The following is a 15,215-nucleotide window of genomic DNA, read 5'->3' as shown; positions in this document are numbered from 1 at the left end:
ATGCAGCAAACACGAAAAATAGAACTTTGGGTCGGTAGCTTTGTCCTTGCTGGAATTTGCGCAATTCTGGTGATGATTTTTCAGGTCGCTGACGTAAAAGGGTTGGGTTCCAACCATACTTACCAATTGAAAGCTGAATTTGACAATATCGGTAGTTTAAAAGTGCGCTCGCCAGTCAAAGTGGGTGGTGTAGTCGTTGGGCGAGTGGCCGAGATTAAACTCGATAGAGAGAGCTTGCTGCCAGTGGTTACTATGGCTATTAACAGTCAATATGATCAATTTCCAGAAACGTCGAGTGTGCAAATTCTAACTTCTGGATTGATTGGTGAGCAGTACATTGGGCTTGTGCCCGGGTTTGTCTTTGAAGATGAACAGATGTTAAAAGAGGGCGACTTAATTGAAGACACAAAATCCGCCCTCGTATTAGAAGATTTGATTGGCCAAGTGCTGTATAGCGTCGGTGGTGGCCCACAAGAAAAAGGTAAGGAGTAACAACAGTGTTTATAACAACCGAGTTTATAAAAACAGTGTTTAAACGGACGTTGATTTTTGTATTTACCCTTGTTGCCGCTATGTTTGTGCAAGCGGCCAATGTGGATAAAACCCAGCCCTATACCATGATGAAGCAGGTGTCTGAAACGGCATTTACTCGTTTGAAAGCCGAACAAGAAGCGATTCACCACCATCCTGAATATTTGAAAGAAATCGTGGAACAAGAGCTGATGCCTTACGTCAATGAGCAGTATGCGGCACTGAAGTTATTGGGCCCAAACTTAAAAGGGGCCAAACGTGAAGATGTCGCCACATTCATCACCGCATTTCGTGCTTATCTTGTCAGTGCATACGCGCAAGTATTGACTCAATACAGTAACCAAATTATTGAGTTCGAGCCTGAACAGGCGGTGTCGGATGATAAACGCATTACCAGCGTGAAGGTGGATATTATTGATACGCCACGACCGAACATCAAACTTGAGTTTAAATTGCGCAAAGAGAAAAGTGGTGAATGGCAAGTCTTTGATATGATTGCAGAAGGAGTGAGTTTGCTCTCCAGTAAGCAATCTGAATGGAGCGGTAAAATTCGCCAAGATGGCATCTTAGCGGTTGCCAATGAACTGCAACAATTGGCGGATCAGCCGATCCGTTTTGAAGGTAAAGCGCAATGATTCATCCGCAGTGGCATCAAACTGATATGCCGATTGCGGCTTTGTCGGGCGCATTAGACAGAGAGCATGTGCCTGATTTATGGGCGTTTATCCAAAAATGGAACCCGGTGAGTACACAGTTTGAGATTGAACTGAAAAACGTTGAACGCATAGACTCTGCCGGAATGGTGATGTTAATCCACCTAATAGAGCATGCAAAAAAACGAAACTGTCATATAATGCTCAGTTTCGTGCCAGAGCAACTGCGCACACTATTCCAATTGAGCAACATTGATCGTTTAATGGCTCAACATATAAAGAATTAAGCAGGGGAACATTGTGGATAGCGCAAAAGTACAACAGTTATTAGAACAAGCACTAAACCTTGAAGAGATCCACGTCAAAGGTGAAGGTAGCCACTATGAAGTTATCGCTGTTGATGCTTGTTTTGCAGGGATGAGTCGCGTTAAAAAACAACAACTTATTTATGCTCCACTGATGGAGTACATTCAAAGAAACGACATTCATGCCCTTTCTATTAAAGCGTTCACACCAACAGAGTGGGCTCGTGATAAAAAGTTGATGTCGCTGTAAGGTTTATTGATGGAAAAGTTTCGAGTTATTGGGTCAACACAACCTCTTCAAGGTGAAGTGACCATTTCAGGTGCCAAAAACGCTGCACTGCCTATTTTATTTGCGTCTATTTTGGCCTCTGAGCCAGTAGAAGTGGCCAATGTGCCACACCTTCGCGATATTGATACCACAATGGAACTGCTCAAACGTTTAGGCGCTAAAGTCGAACGTAATGGCTCAGTTCATGTCGATCCTAGTCAAATTGATGAATATTGCGCGCCGTATGATTTAGTCAAAACCATGCGTGCTTCTATTTGGGCTCTAGGTCCATTAGTGGCTCGTTTTGGTTATGGCCAAGTTTCGCTACCTGGAGGCTGTGCCATTGGCGCTCGTCCTGTCGATCTGCATATTCACGGTTTAGAGCAGCTTGGTGCCACCATCACCTTAGAAGATGGCTACGTGAAAGCCAGTGTCGAAGGTCGTCTACAAGGTGCACACATCGTCATGGATAAAGTGAGCGTGGGTGCCACCATTACCATTATGTGCGCCGCAACCCTTGCCGAAGGCACAACCGTACTCGACAACGCTGCGCGTGAGCCTGAAATTGTCGATACCGCACTGTTTTTGAATAAGCTGGGTGCAAAAGTATCCGGTGCAGGCACCGATACCATTACCATTGAAGGTGTTGAACGTTTGGGTGGTGGTAAACACGCTGTTGTGGCTGATCGCATTGAAACGGGCACGTTTTTAGTCGCGGCGGCTGTTTCTCGCGGAAAAATTGTTTGCCACAACACTCACTCGCATTTGTTAGAGGCCGTGTTAGCAAAACTGGAAGAAGCGGGCGCTGAGATTGAAACGGGTGAGGGCTGGATAAGCCTTGATATGACCGGAAAAGAGCTTAAGGCGGTTTCGATTCGCACTGCGCCTCATCCTGGCTTTCCAACCGATATGCAAGCACAATTTACCCTACTCAATATGATGGCAAAAGGTGGTGGCAAGATCACTGAAACCATCTTTGAAAACCGTTTTATGCACGTTCCTGAACTGATGCGTATGGGAGCAAAAGCGGAGATTGAAGGGAATACTGTGATTTGTGGTGATGTGGAATCGTTGAGTGGCGCGCAGGTGATGGCGACCGATCTACGTGCTTCAGCCAGCCTAGTGATTGCCGGTTGTATCGCAAAAGGTGAAACCATCGTCGATCGCATCTACCATATCGATCGCGGTTACGAAAGAATTGAAGATAAACTGTCGGCTCTTGGCGCTAATATTGAGCGCATTCAAGTCAGCAGTTAAACTCTCGCTCATGCAATGGAGCCGAAATCTCTGGGTTTCGGCTTTTTTATCCTTGCTCATTTTTTATCTTTGTTCCATGGAGAACTGAAATGATTGCTCTTTTGCGTCTATTGGCAGTCGCACTGTTTGCCATTGTGATGTTTGTTTTTGGATGTGGCTACTGTTTACTTAGCCCACGCAATCCCAAACATGTATTTACGTTTGGGCGTTTATTCGCCCGCATGTCAAAATTGATGGGTATTAAATTAGAACTGCGTATCCCAGAAAATGCTTATCAACGCGGCCAGCACATCTACATTGCGAATCATCAAAATAACTGGGATCTGTGTACTGTTGCTGCGGCTGTAACGCCGAAAGTCGTGACAGTAGGGAAAAAAAGTTTAGTTTGGACACCTGTGTTTGGTCAGTTGTATTGGTTAGCAGGGAATATTTTAATTGATAGATCCAATCGCAACAAAGCCAAAGGGACCATTGATCAAGTTGTCGATAGCATAAAAACCAGTGATGTGTCTGTGTGGATGTTTCCAGAAGGTACTCGCTCGCGTGGCCGTGGCATGCTGCCCTTTAAAATGGGTGCATTTCATGCGGCAATTGGCGCAGGTGTACCGATTATCCCCATCGTTTGCAGCTCAACTAATGATATTAAGCTTAACCGTTGGGACAATGGTCATGTGATTGTTGAGATGCTGCCACCGATCAGTATTGAAGGATATGGAAAAGAAAATTTACGGGAATTAGCGACATTATGCCGTGAGCAGATGATGGTCAAATTAGCACAGCTGGATGAAGAGGTCGCGATGCTTGATGGTAAGAAAGTCACATCACGCAGTCAGTAACCGCTTTACTAAATGGTGGGAAAAAGAAGTATGAAGGTGGTGCCTTGTCCCACTTCAGATTCGACCTGCATTTTCCCACCATGCTTTTCAACAATACTGTATGAAATCGATAAACCCAAACCCGTCCCTACGCCGACAGGTTTGGTGGTGAAGAAAGGATCAAACACCTTGTTGATGATGTCTTGATTCATGCCATGCCCATTATCTGCCACTGTCACCCTCACCCAGCGTTTCCCTTTTTCGACCACAGAATCTGTGCTAATCGTTAACTTTCCTTGTGCTTCGCAAGCGTGAGAGGCGTTAATAAATAGGTTCATAAACACTTGTTGTAGCTCTGCTGATATCCCATTGATTTTCGGCAAAGCCTCATCCAATCGCTGCTCGACCTCCATCGTATATTTAAATTGGTTCCAGACCATGTGTAGCGTTGATTCAATACACGAATTTAACTCACACTCGACAAATCGGCCATCACTGGAGTGAGAAACGCTTTGTAGGCTAGTGACAATGTCTTTTACGCGGAGCAATCCACCCGAAGTCTCTTGAAGCATGTCAGTTAAATCACTTTCGACAAAACCAATATCATGGCGTTGATAATAATCTTGATAATTGCGGTAGAAATCCGTGTTAGCAATTTCGGCTTTGTGCTGTGCTACCAAAGCGACAATTCCTATATAGGCGTGAGAGTAATCACGCAGCGTATTTAAATTACTCAGACAAAAACCGATTGGGTTATTGATCTCGTGAGCAACGCCAGCCGCCAACAGACCGACGGAGGCCATTTTTTCTGATTGTACAAGCTGTGCTTGCGCGCTATGAAGTTGATCTAGAGTCTCTTGCAGCTCTAAAATTTTATCGTAGAGCTCGCGGCTTTTTTCTTGCAGTAACCGCTCTGCCAGCAAACGAGCCTGACGCTCACGCTCATAAATGCGTTGGTATTGCTCTATTTCACTCATGTTTACCCTTAAAGGTGACAACAATTTCACAAAATGAAGCACCATGATGCATGCATTGGGGCTGCTCGATTTCGACTTCTTCACCAAATTGTTCTGAAGCGCCGATGATGAGTCCTTCTGCCGCAGCGCACAATTTTCTTTTCGAGGTGTAATACATGGTTAATCGATCGCCCTCGCTTTTACATTGAAATTGCGGCAAATAGGCATCGGGGTAGAGCCGCTTCACTTCTTTATGGATCACTTGATCGACCGAAATTAAAAACTCTAATAAGTTGTTTTTATTTGGATAATTTTCAGGAAGGCTGTTGTACAGGCGAGAAAATAGGTATTGCCCATAAAGCCGGACTAAATCATCGGTGGGGATGTTTTTCTGCTCGCTCAAATAAGCCACCATTGCAAGCAGTTCGTCATCGGAGTATTGCTCTCCAGCGGTGTAGATGCCTTGAGAGCTAGGTTTTAAATCCTCGAGCATTTGATCCCAAAACAGTGCGCCAAATTTTTCGATGACTAAATCAGAAAGAACGGTATAGATAATCCCTTGCATCTCACTACCTCGAACGGTTCAAAAGTACGATAAGTGTTGGTGACTAACCCTAAAGTAGCAAGTATGAGGTGTAAAAATTGATTTTTTGGATTAAACAAAAACCTCGAACGGGGTTCGAGGTTTGAAAAAGCACATTCACGTCAGAGTGGCATGCTGGTGGTGCTTACACTGTGCTGATTATGAGCAATGCTTACTTACGTACCGCAATCGCTTCAATTTCAATACCCACATCTTTAGGTAAGCGAGCGACTTCTACGCATGAACGCGCAGGGTAGTTTGCCACGTTATGCTCATCAAAAAATTTACCGTAGACTTCATTCACCGTGCCAAAATCATTCAGATCTTTAACAAATACAGTCATTTTTACGATGTCAGAAACCGTTAAGCCAGAAGACTCCACCACGGCTTTTACGTTGTCGAGAGATTGACGAGCCTGCACTGCGATATTTGCTGACACTTCGCCGGTGACTGGGTTGACTGGAATTTGCCCTGAAGTTAGCACCATATTGCCAAGATCGACACCTTGTACATAAGGGCCAATTGCGGCAGGAGCGGATTCGGTATGAAGTACTTTAGTCATGATTGTGTTCCATCTGTTTTTATGTGAAGGGTAGGCGTCAGTTTGCCTTTAAAGAAACGGCAGGTAAAGTGCAAAATGCCCCACTAAAGTGAGGCATCGATAGACTTAAATGGGGTTATATTATGACTCGCGTTCGGTCACAATCTCACGTGAGTAAACTTTCTCACAATACTTACATTTCAAACGAATATCGTTTTTCTTTTCGAAAACCTTAAAGCTGCTTTCGACCGGTTCATTGTGGGAAATACAGTTGCTGTTTGGGCAGGCAAAAACATCATTGATCTGCTCAGGCAGTGTCAACGCTAGCTTTTTCACCACTTGGTAGTTTTCGATTTGGTTGACAGTCGCATGCGGTGCATAAAGTGCTAATTTATTGGCTTGGGCTTCATTAATGAACACATTTTCAATCTTTAGCAGATCTTTTGCGCCCAGCTCGGAAGAGGGTAAATTTAAGCCAATCGTGACACGTTGATGAGAATTGTGCATATCGAATAACTTTAATACTTTAATACCGATTTGCGCAGGAATGTGGTCGATAACCGTGCCGTTTTTAATTGCTTCAACCTGCAATTGAGTCTCTTTAGTCATGGTTGGGGCTCCTTTATTACAGGGTTTCGTTTAACACAAGCGCCAGCAAAGCTTCACGGGCGTAGACCCCGTTTTCTGCTTGTTGGAAGAAGTAAGCGTGCTTCGTTTTGTCCACATCAACGGTGATTTCATCCACGCGCGGAAGCGGATGTAGCACTTTTAAGTTATCGCGCGCACCTTCAAGCATGGCGGCTGTCAAAATGTACGCCGATTTAATGTGCGCGTACTCTGATTCATCAAAGCGCTCTTTTTGGACGCGCGTCATATACAGAATATCTAACTGTGGAATAACGCTTTCCATATCGGTGTGCAGGCTGTACTCAATGCTTGCATCATCTAACTCTTCGCAAATATAGTCAGGCATAGCAAGCGCATCCGGCGCAACAAAGAAGAAGCGAATGTGGTTAAATTTAGCCAAAGCTTGAGTTAAAGAATGGACGGTACGGCCATATTTCAAGTCGCCAACAAAGGCAATATTAATGTTATCTAAACGGCCTTGTGTTTCGGCAATGGTGAACAAATCAAGCAGTGTTTGGGTTGGGTGCTGGTTAGCGCCGTCGCCAGCGTTAATCACAGGAACGCCGTTTGAAAATTCAGAGGCTAAACGCGCTGCGCCTTCTTGGGGGTGGCGCATCACAAACGCATCCACATAAGAGGAGATCACTTGTACTGAATCGGCCAGTGTTTCGCCTTTTTTCGCCAGTGACGTGTTGCCACCATTATCAAAGCCAATCACGCTGCCGCCGATGCGTTGAATAGCGGTTTCAAAAGACAAACGAGTACGAGTCGACGGCTCAAAAAAGCAGCTTGCTACCACTTTGTGCTTAATCAGCTCTGGTTTTGGTTCCGCTTTGAGTTGGCCTGCGGTTTTCACAATCAATTCCAGCTCGTCACGAGAGAGCTCCGGAATCGAAATAATGTGCTTTTGATAAAGCGAATTCACCATGGTCGTCTTCCCTATAATTTTCTAGTAGCCATAAAAAAGCCCCCCAATAGGGAGGCTTTAAAAATCAAGAGAGGGGAAAAATAACGCGCCCAGTAAGTCAGCACGCTGACCTACATTGAATCGAATTGCGTTGTAGATGTGAATAACAACGTCCGTTTTCATGGCTACCCCTCAGACAAATTGCTGGGAATTATACGCTTTCGTTGTGTGAGCGCAAGCGATTACCTCACAATCCTCTTCATCATTGGCACTGTCGCTGCGTTAGCTGCTTTCACTCACCCGAATCACTTACTCATGTAAGTTCATCGGGCTTCGTTCTCTTGCTGCCTTGCGACAGCACCAATGATTTTGAGGATTAAAAGTCGCTTTGGCACTGTCGCTGCGTTAGCTGCTTTCACTCACCCAAATCACTTACTCATGTAAGTTCATCGGGCTTCGATCCATTGTTGCCTTGTTTTTTTAAGCGCCGAGAGTCGCGACCATCACAGCTTTGATGGTGTGCATGCGGTTTTCAGCTTCATCAAACACAATCGAATATTCAGACTCAAACACCTCTTCGGTGACTTCCAAACCTTTCATACCATATTTTTCCGCCACCTCTTTGCCTACGGTGGTTTCGTCGTTATGAAACGCAGGCAAGCAGTGCATAAATTTTACCTGTGGATTACCAGTTTGCTTAATCACATTCATATTGATTTGGTAAGGCGTCATTAAGGCCACGCGTTCATCCCATGCATCGGCTGATTCGCCCATAGAAACCCAAACGTCGGTATAGAGAAAATCGCATCCTTGCACGCCTTCTTGTACATTTTCAGTGAGCGTGATTTTGGCTCCCGTCTGCTCGGCAATTTTTTGGCAAGTGGTGACGAGTGATGCTTCTGGCCAAAACTGTTTGGGTGCGACGAGGCGAATATCCATGCCCATTTTTGCTGCGCCCACCATTAGTGAATTGCCCATGTTATTGCGTGCATCGCCTAGATAAGCCAGTGACACTTGGTGCAACTGCTTACCACGGCCATGCTCAATCATGGTTAAAAAGTCAGCTAAAATCTGTGTTGGGTGGAACTCGTTGGTGAGCCCGTTCCATACAGGAACGCCAGCATGTGCGCCAAGCTCTTCGACAATTTCTTGTCCAAAACCGCGATATTGGATGCCATCGTACATTCTTCCGAGTACGCGCGCGGTGTCTTTCATCGACTCTTTATGACCAATTTGCGACCCTGATGGCCCGATGTAAGAGACTTGAGCGCCTTGATCAAACGCGGCCACTTCAAATGCACATCGCGTCCGTGTTGAGGCTTTCTCAAAAATCAGCGCAATATTTTTACCCGCTAATCTTTTCTGTTCTGATCCGGCGTATTTCGCTTTTTTGAGATCAGCAGAGAGATCGAGCAGAAATTGGATCTCTTTCGGCGTGAAATCGAGCAGTTTGAGAAAGTTGCGGTTGCGTAAATTGAAAGCCATATCCCAGTCTTAAACGGTGAATGATGAATGGCCTTAGTAAAACATATAAATGCTAAATTTGTGAATAATTATTTTAAAATAAAGGCGAGATATTAATAATATCTCGCCTAATGTGACTATAAATTCTCTTCAGCGAATTCGGCCAAGCGGCTGCGAACGACGCCGTTTAAGTGAATGTTGGCGCTGCCTTCGAAGTTTTTAAAGCGCTCAACCATGTAGGTCAAACCTGAGGTCACCGGGGTTAAGTAGTGGGAATCAATCTGCGCTAAGTTACCAGAACAGACAATTTTAGTGCCCTCACCACAGCGCGTGATGATAGTTTTGATTTGAGAAGCGGTTAAATTTTGACACTCATCGAGTAGCACAAAGGCATTTTGGATTGAGCGCCCACGCATAAAGTTGATCGATTTAAACTGGATATTGGCTTTATCGCAGATGTATTTGAGTGAACCTTCGGTGCAGTGATCGTTTTTGTGCAAGGCTTCCAATGTATCCGTAACCGCCGCCAGCCACGGCATCATTTTCTCTTCCTCTGTTCCGGGTAAGAAGCCGATCGATTCTCCGATATCTGGCGTGTTACGGGTGACGATAATCTTATCGAACATCTTCTTCTCAATGGTTTGTTCAAGAGCGGCGGCCATCGCGAGCAGCGTTTTCCCGCTACCAGCGGCTCCGGTTAAAATCACCAAATCAATGCTTGGATCAAGCAAGGCATCAAGTGCCATCGCTTGGTAGATATTTTTCGGGGTGATGTCCCACGCTTTGCGGTGCATCATTCTCTCGCGGCCAATATCAAGCAGCGTAATTTTTTCTGCGTTGATTTCATGCACGCGCGCCGCAAAATCGCTCTCTTCATCAATGACATATTGATTAATAAAGGTCGGATCAAACGGCGCTTTATCTAACGTATGGAAGGCTTTTCCGCCGACGGTTCTACTCTCAACTTCATCGACGTTGTTCCAAAAATTTCCTTCACGAACTTGGAAGCCTTTGGTCAGGTACTGCACATCATCAATCAATTGGTCAGTGCGGTAATCCTCAACATAGCGCACGCCTGCACCTTTAGCGCGCAATCGCATGTTGATGTCTTTGGTGATGAGAACCACAGAACGTGGCGCTCGTTTCGCTTGCAGGTAAAGTACAGCGTTGAGGATACGGTTGTCGCCAGCTTTGTCAGCAAAGGCTTTGACGGTTTCTTGCAACTCAAAGTCGGCAAGGATCGAGATAGTTCCCGTCTTGCTGGCCTCTTTAGAAAATGGAATACCTTCGGTAATTTCGTCTGGGGTGGCATCGTGGAATAAGTGCTCTAAAGCACGAATCGCGACCCGCGCATCTCGTGCAACATCGCGTTTGCTGTCTTTGATCCGGTCAAGTTCTTCAAGAACGGTCATCGGAATGACCACGTCATGCTCTTGGAAGGAGTAAATGGCTAAAGGTTCATGAAGCAGGATGTTGGTATCAAGTACAAACAGTTTCCGATCGGTATCGCCCATAAGCGTCTCCTTGCTGCTGTGCAGCGTGCTTAACAAAAGGTGCTAGCAAGTAGAGGTTATCGATCAATGGATGCCGGTAGTGACTCGATTGCTCGATGACTTACTGCAAGCCTGTGTTGATACTCATTGTCTGTTTGGTTTGCATGCTTCGTACCAGAGTCATCCTTTTGACTGGCAAAGCAAGCATCGTTACAACAAGTATAGCAACCTTGTTTACTACAAATGCCACCGATTTCTTACAGTTTGATGTCAACCAAAAGTTGAAGAAAAAAATCTTGGTTATCCTTCGCTTTACACGTGACCTGTATCACGCCATCAAGTAAGATTAGCGACCTTTTTCTGCACCACACTCCAACAACAATCATAATTAGGAGTTGCCTTCACGTGGTAGCAGATCGATACAATCCATTCCAAATAAATAAGGTAGTCGATTCATGAGTTTTGCTTTGGGGCAACGCTGGATAAGCGATACAGAAAGTGATCTTGGTTTAGGTACTGTAGTAGCGCTTGATGCGCGTACTGTGACCTTGATGTTTGCTGCATCAGAAGAAAACCGCGTTTATGCACGCAGTGACGCCCCGGTAACACGAGTGACGTTCAATAGCGGCGATGTGGTTGAAAGCCAAGAAGGCTGGTCGCTACGCGTTGAGCAAGTTGTTGAAGAACAAGGACTACTCACTTATCTCGGTACGCGTGAAGACAACGATGAAAGCGGCGTGGCGCTACGTGAAATTTTCTTAAGCCACCAAATCCGTTTCAACAAACCGCAAGATAAATTGTTCGCAGGTCAAATTGATCGCATGGATAATTTTGTGTTGCGTTATCGCGCCCTCACTAATCAATATCAACAACACAAAAGCCCAATGCGTGGTTTATGTGGCATGCGCGCGGGCCTGATTCCTCATCAGCTTTATATCGCACATGAGGTTGGCCGTCGACATGCGCCCCGCGTGTTATTAGCCGATGAAGTGGGGTTAGGTAAAACCATTGAAGCGGGGATGATCATTCATCAACAAGTGCTTTCTGGCCGTGCGGAACGTATTTTGATTGTGGTGCCGGAAACCTTGCAGCACCAATGGTTGGTGGAGATGATGCGTCGCTTTAATCTTCATTTCTCCATTTTTGATGAGGAGCGCTGTGTTGAAGCGTTCGCTGAAGCACACAACCCTTTTGATACTCAGCAATATGTGCTTTGTTCGCTCGATTTTCTGCGTAAAAGTCGTCAACGTTTTGAACAAGCACTTGAGGCGGAGTGGGATCTATTGGTGGTGGATGAAGCGCACCATCTAGAATGGAGCCAAGATAAACCAAGCCGCGAATACCAAGTGGTCGAAGGGCTAGCGCAAAACACCCCAGCGGTATTGCTGCTAACGGCAACGCCGGAGCAATTGGGCCGTGAAAGTCACTTTGCGCGTTTGCGTTTGCTCGATCCCGATCGTTTTTACGATTACGAGGCGTTCGTTGAAGAAGAAGAGCAATATGCGCCTGTAGCCGATTCAGTCAGTGCCCTGTTTTCGGGTGAGAAGTTGCAAAACGAAGCCAAAAACCAAATCACTGAGCTACTTTCAGAGCAAGACGTTGAGCCGCTGTTTCGCATTATTGAAAGCGATGCCGATGAAGAGAGCAAAGCCTCTGCTCGCCAAGAGCTGATTGATAATCTGATGGATCGCCATGGTACAGGCCGCGTGCTGTTTAGAAACACCCGCGCTGCGATTAAAGGATTCCCTGTGCGTAATGTGCACTTGATGCCGATGGAAATCCCCGCGCAATACACGACCTCGATGCGAGTGGCTGGCATGATCGGCGGTAAGCTCAGTGCTCAGGCTCGCGCGATGAAAATGCTCTACCCCGAAGAGATTTTCCAAGAGTTTGAAGGCGACGATGCAAGCTGGTGGCAGTTTGACTCTCGCGTGAATTGGCTACTTGAAAAAGTGAAAGAGAAACGTAGCGAAAAGATTTTAGTGATCGCTTCTCGCGCTAGCACTGCGTTACAACTGGAGCAAGCACTGCGTGAGCGTGAAGGCATTCGCGCCACCGTTTTTCATGAAGGTATGTCGATTTTAGAACGTGATAAAGCCGCCGCTTATTTCGCACAAGAAGAGGGTGGCGCGCAAGTATTGATCTGTAGTGAAATCGGCTCTGAAGGGCGTAACTTCCAATTTGCTAACCAGTTGGTGATGTTTGATCTGCCGTTTAACCCAGATCTTCTAGAGCAACGCATTGGCCGTTTGGATCGTATTGGTCAACACCGTGATATCGATATCCATGTGCCGTACCTTAAAGGCACATCGCAAGCGATTTTGGCGCGTTGGTTTGATGAAGGCTTGAATGCATTTGCTGAAACCTGCCCAACAGGCCGCGCTGTGTATGATAAATATGCCGATGATCTGATTGACATGCTGGCTTCGGGAAATATCGATACGTTGGATGAGATCATTGAACAGTCGGCAACGCTCAACAAAACGTTGAAGGCTCAGCTTGAACAAGGGCGTGACCGACTGCTTGAAATGCATTCAAACGGTGGCGAAAAAGCATTGAAAATCGTCGAAAGTATAGCATCAACGGATGGCGATACTAACTTGGTTACTTTCGCTTTGAGCTTATTTGATGCGATCGGTTTAAACCAAGATGATCGGGGTGAAAACGCGCTGGTGGTCACACCATCAGAGCACATGATGGTGCCAAGCTACCCCGGTTTGCCGTATGAAGGAGCGACCATCACTTTTGATCGTGATACGGCATTATCGCGTGAAGATATGAATTTCATCAGTTGGGAACACCCGATGATTCAAGGCGGGATCGACCTACTGATGAGCGAAGGCGTGGGAACATCGGCGGTTTCTCTGCTGAAAAATAAAGCTCTGCCTGTTGGGACTTTGCTACTTGAGTTGATCTATGTGGTGGATGCACAAGCGCCAAAACGCAGTGGTATCAGCCGCTTCCTTCCTCAAACACCGATCCGTTTGATGATGGATGCGCGTGGTAATGATCTCTCCGCGCAAGTTGAGTTTGAAAGCTTCAACCGCCAATTAAGCCCAGTGAATCGTCATTTGGCCAGCAAGCTCGTTACGTCGGTACAAAATGATGTGCATAGCTTAATTGCTGCCAGTGAAAGCCAAGTTGTGAGCCGTGTTGAAGCGATTCGTGAACAAGCGCAGAAAGAGATGCAGTCGAGCTTAAACGGTGAACTGGAGCGCTTATTGGCGCTTAAAGCAGTCAACCCGAACATTCGTGATGAAGAGATCAGCGCGATTGAAGAGCAGATCAACGAGTTAAGCGGTTACATCGGTAAAGCGCAATTCCAACTGGATTCGTTGCGTTTAATCGTTGTGACGCATAACTGATCCCTTTACTTGGCCTTTGTGGCGTTACATTAAAAATAACAAAGGCCTTTTTCGATAAGGCCTTTGTTTTGTCTGCTGTTACATAATCCACTTCCACCAAATAAATAGCGCTAAAAAGCCAAACAGATAAACAAGCCCTACGATAGACAGTGCTTTGAGTTTTTTTCCTACTGCGAGTTCAGCCGGTAAAGGTGTTTTAGTCACCAGAATATAGTTGAGCAGCGCAAAAATTGGCGTGGTCATAAATGCCATGATCATCGCAAAATTCAGCATTGGCATCAGTGCTGAAGCCCAAAAGGCAATGATGGCCAGCGCTAAAGCCGATACCACGATGACCCAAGCTTGGTAGCAACGTGGGCTTTGGCTCTCTTTGTTTTGCAAAAGACGTTGTGATTCTGCAATCACTCGTGAATAGCCATCAATGACGGTTATGGTGCTGCCAAAAATACAGAAAAAGGCGATCACTGCAATTAAATAACGTGACCACTCACCTATGGTTGAAGCGTACAATCCGACCAATTGATGCGAAAAGCCGACGCCAGATTTCGAGAGCTCAACGCCTGTTCCGTGTAGTACTAAGGCACCAAGCGCTAAAAATACAATCGCCAAGATTGCAGTACCGATATAGCCCACATTGAAATCAAATAGTGCGGATTGCGGCGTCACTTGCTGCTCTTGGCATTGACGCTTGAGCCACACCGAAGTGATGCTCGAAATCTCAATGGGTGCGGGCATCCAGCCCATTGTCACCACCAAAAAACCGATCGCGGCGAGTGTCCAAGGTGAAGGCGAAATGGTTTCTACCACTATCTGCGCTGGGGTTGCGACGGCAATCACCACGGCGAGTAAGGTGGCGATTGTCAGTACTGCCATAATCATTTTAGAAAGTGAGTCGAGCGCGCGAAAGTGGCCTGCAAAAAGGATCAGCAAACAAGTGGTCAGCACAATCACGGAAAGAACAATATTGCCCAGCTCAAAAGGGACAAAATAGGCCAGTAAGCTGGCGCTAAACAGCAGTAACGCGGCGGTGTTTATAATGGCCGATACCACGCTTAAGATGGCAAAAACCCATAAGTAAGCACGCCCGAGATGAGCATAGCCTTGTACTAAACTTTTGCCTGTCCCCATGGTGTATTGAATGCCAGCCTTAAAAAAGGGGTATTTTAATAAGTTGACCAGCAAAATGAGGCCTGCGAGTTGCCAGCCATAAATTGCACCTGCTTGAGTTGATGCGACGAGATGAGAGCCGCCGACGGCTGCTGCTGCCATCATAATGCCCGGCCCGAGTGAACGAAGCAGTTGTGGCAGGGTTAAACGTTTGGCCGATTGATAAGGGACGCTGTGTTCCATTCTTGTTCCTTAGACTTGATGTTGTGTTATTTATAATTTTTGCTTTTGAAGCTGACTTTAATGTCAAGCTCATCAATCAATATCACACCCAGTTAATCTG

Annotated in this window: 15 protein-coding genes; 7 read left to right on the top strand and 8 right to left on the bottom strand. The window is 46.0% G+C overall.

All coding sequences use genetic code 11. From position 1 onward, the window contains the following. The 6 genes from mlaD (at position 1) to B9J84_RS12140 (ending at position 3,850) form a co-directional block, all read left to right on the top strand. A complete protein-coding gene (gene mlaD, locus B9J84_RS12165; RefSeq protein ID WP_094124237.1) occupies positions 1 to 492 on the top strand; it encodes an outer membrane lipid asymmetry maintenance protein MlaD in 492 nt (163 codons plus the stop codon). A gap of 35 nt (positions 493 to 527) precedes the next feature. Next, on the top strand, positions 528 to 1,166 hold the full coding sequence (mlaC, locus tag B9J84_RS12160; RefSeq protein WP_094124243.1) for a phospholipid-binding protein MlaC: 639 nt from the start codon (positions 528 to 530) through the stop codon (positions 1,164 to 1,166). Further along, complete coding sequence (locus B9J84_RS12155) at positions 1,163 to 1,471, top strand: lipid asymmetry maintenance protein MlaB (protein WP_010318828.1); 309 nt, start codon at positions 1,163 to 1,165, stop codon at positions 1,469 to 1,471. Before mlaC ends, B9J84_RS12155 begins: the two co-directional genes overlap by 4 nt. A gap of 13 nt (positions 1,472 to 1,484) precedes the next feature. Continuing rightward, positions 1,485 to 1,739 (top strand): BolA family iron metabolism protein IbaG, encoded by a 255-nt coding sequence (gene ibaG, locus B9J84_RS12150; protein WP_013855981.1) that lies wholly within the window; start codon positions 1,485 to 1,487, stop codon positions 1,737 to 1,739. Between the two features lie 9 nt (positions 1,740 to 1,748). Further along, a complete protein-coding gene (gene murA, locus B9J84_RS12145) occupies positions 1,749 to 3,014 on the top strand; it encodes a UDP-N-acetylglucosamine 1-carboxyvinyltransferase (protein ID WP_026029130.1) in 1,266 nt (421 codons plus the stop codon). 89 nt (positions 3,015 to 3,103) lie between these two features. Next, positions 3,104 to 3,850 (top strand): 1-acylglycerol-3-phosphate O-acyltransferase, encoded by a 747-nt coding sequence (locus tag B9J84_RS12140; protein WP_094124236.1) that lies wholly within the window; start codon positions 3,104 to 3,106, stop codon positions 3,848 to 3,850. An 8-nt stretch (positions 3,851 to 3,858) separates the two neighbouring features. Here B9J84_RS12140 and B9J84_RS12135 read toward each other — a convergent pair whose 3' ends face one another. The 7 genes from B9J84_RS12135 to B9J84_RS12105 form a co-directional block, all read right to left on the bottom strand. Next, entirely contained in the window at positions 3,859 to 4,806 is a 948-nt protein-coding gene (locus B9J84_RS12135; protein ID WP_017047037.1) for a sensor histidine kinase, read from the bottom strand. Continuing rightward, positions 4,799 to 5,350, bottom strand: coding sequence for a heme NO-binding domain-containing protein (locus B9J84_RS12130; protein ID WP_013855985.1), 552 nt, complete (start codon positions 5,348 to 5,350; stop codon positions 4,799 to 4,801). Before B9J84_RS12130 ends, B9J84_RS12135 begins: the two co-directional genes overlap by 8 nt. Positions 5,351 to 5,540: 190 nt before the next feature. Continuing rightward, entirely contained in the window at positions 5,541 to 5,930 is a 390-nt protein-coding gene (locus B9J84_RS12125; RefSeq protein WP_094124235.1) for a RidA family protein, read from the bottom strand. Positions 5,931 to 6,050: 120 nt separating this feature from the next. Further along, on the bottom strand, positions 6,051 to 6,518 hold the full coding sequence (gene pyrI / locus B9J84_RS12120; RefSeq protein WP_094124234.1) for an aspartate carbamoyltransferase regulatory subunit: 468 nt from the start codon (positions 6,516 to 6,518) through the stop codon (positions 6,051 to 6,053). A gap of 16 nt (positions 6,519 to 6,534) precedes the next feature. After that, positions 6,535 to 7,464, bottom strand: a complete 930-nt coding sequence (gene pyrB / locus B9J84_RS12115; RefSeq protein ID WP_094124233.1) for an aspartate carbamoyltransferase — start codon at positions 7,462 to 7,464, stop codon at positions 6,535 to 6,537. 459 nt (positions 7,465 to 7,923) lie between these two features. Next, positions 7,924 to 8,928, bottom strand: coding sequence for an ornithine carbamoyltransferase (argF, locus tag B9J84_RS12110; protein WP_094124232.1), 1,005 nt, complete (start codon positions 8,926 to 8,928; stop codon positions 7,924 to 7,926). Between the two features lie 116 nt (positions 8,929 to 9,044). Next, the gene (locus tag B9J84_RS12105) at positions 9,045 to 10,421 is read right to left on the bottom strand and encodes a PhoH family protein (RefSeq protein WP_088729158.1); all 1,377 of its coding nucleotides are present in this window, start codon (positions 10,419 to 10,421) and stop codon (positions 9,045 to 9,047) included. A gap of 434 nt (positions 10,422 to 10,855) precedes the next feature. Between B9J84_RS12105 and rapA the strand changes: the two genes are divergently transcribed. After that, positions 10,856 to 13,765: an RNA polymerase-associated protein RapA gene (gene rapA / locus B9J84_RS12095; RefSeq protein WP_013855992.1), complete on the top strand. Its 2,910-nt coding sequence runs from the start codon at positions 10,856 to 10,858 to the stop codon at positions 13,763 to 13,765. 78 nt (positions 13,766 to 13,843) lie between these two features. Here the strand turns inward: rapA and B9J84_RS12090 are convergent, their stop codons facing one another. Next, the gene (locus B9J84_RS12090; protein ID WP_094124230.1) at positions 13,844 to 15,115 is read right to left on the bottom strand and encodes an NRAMP family divalent metal transporter; all 1,272 of its coding nucleotides are present in this window, start codon (positions 15,113 to 15,115) and stop codon (positions 13,844 to 13,846) included. Between the last annotated feature and the right edge of the window lie 100 nt (positions 15,116 to 15,215).

Source organism: Vibrio sp. V03_P4A6T147 (assembly GCF_002241085.1).
Lineage (GTDB): Bacteria > Pseudomonadota > Gammaproteobacteria > Enterobacterales > Vibrionaceae > Vibrio > Vibrio anguillarum.
This window is presented reverse-complemented; position numbering and strand designations above follow the sequence as displayed.

Excerpts from the sequence above, each read along its gene's own strand:
- mlaD (WP_094124237.1), top strand. The coding sequence starts at position 1 with ATGCAGCAAACACGAAAAATAGAACTTTGGGTCGGTAGCTTTGTCCTT.
- B9J84_RS12155 (WP_010318828.1), top strand. The coding sequence starts at position 1,163 with ATGATTCATCCGCAGTGGCATCAAACTGATATGCCGATTGCGGCTTTG.
- murA (WP_026029130.1), top strand. The coding sequence starts at position 1,749 with ATGGAAAAGTTTCGAGTTATTGGGTCAACACAACCTCTTCAAGGTGAA.
- B9J84_RS12140 (WP_094124236.1), top strand. The coding sequence starts at position 3,104 with ATGATTGCTCTTTTGCGTCTATTGGCAGTCGCACTGTTTGCCATTGTG.
- B9J84_RS12135 (WP_017047037.1), bottom strand. The coding sequence starts at position 4,806 with ATGAGTGAAATAGAGCAATACCAACGCATTTATGAGCGTGAGCGTCAG.
- B9J84_RS12130 (WP_013855985.1), bottom strand. The coding sequence starts at position 5,350 with ATGCAAGGGATTATCTATACCGTTCTTTCTGATTTAGTCATCGAAAAA.
- B9J84_RS12125 (WP_094124235.1), bottom strand. The coding sequence starts at position 5,930 with ATGACTAAAGTACTTCATACCGAATCCGCTCCTGCCGCAATTGGCCCT.
- pyrI (WP_094124234.1), bottom strand. The coding sequence starts at position 6,518 with ATGACTAAAGAGACTCAATTGCAGGTTGAAGCAATTAAAAACGGCACG.
- pyrB (WP_094124233.1), bottom strand. The coding sequence starts at position 7,464 with ATGGTGAATTCGCTTTATCAAAAGCACATTATTTCGATTCCGGAGCTC.
- argF (WP_094124232.1), bottom strand. The coding sequence starts at position 8,928 with ATGGCTTTCAATTTACGCAACCGCAACTTTCTCAAACTGCTCGATTTC.
- B9J84_RS12105 (WP_088729158.1), bottom strand. The coding sequence starts at position 10,421 with ATGGGCGATACCGATCGGAAACTGTTTGTACTTGATACCAACATCCTG.
- rapA (WP_013855992.1), top strand. The coding sequence starts at position 10,856 with ATGAGTTTTGCTTTGGGGCAACGCTGGATAAGCGATACAGAAAGTGAT.
- B9J84_RS12090 (WP_094124230.1), bottom strand. The coding sequence starts at position 15,115 with ATGGAACACAGCGTCCCTTATCAATCGGCCAAACGTTTAACCCTGCCA.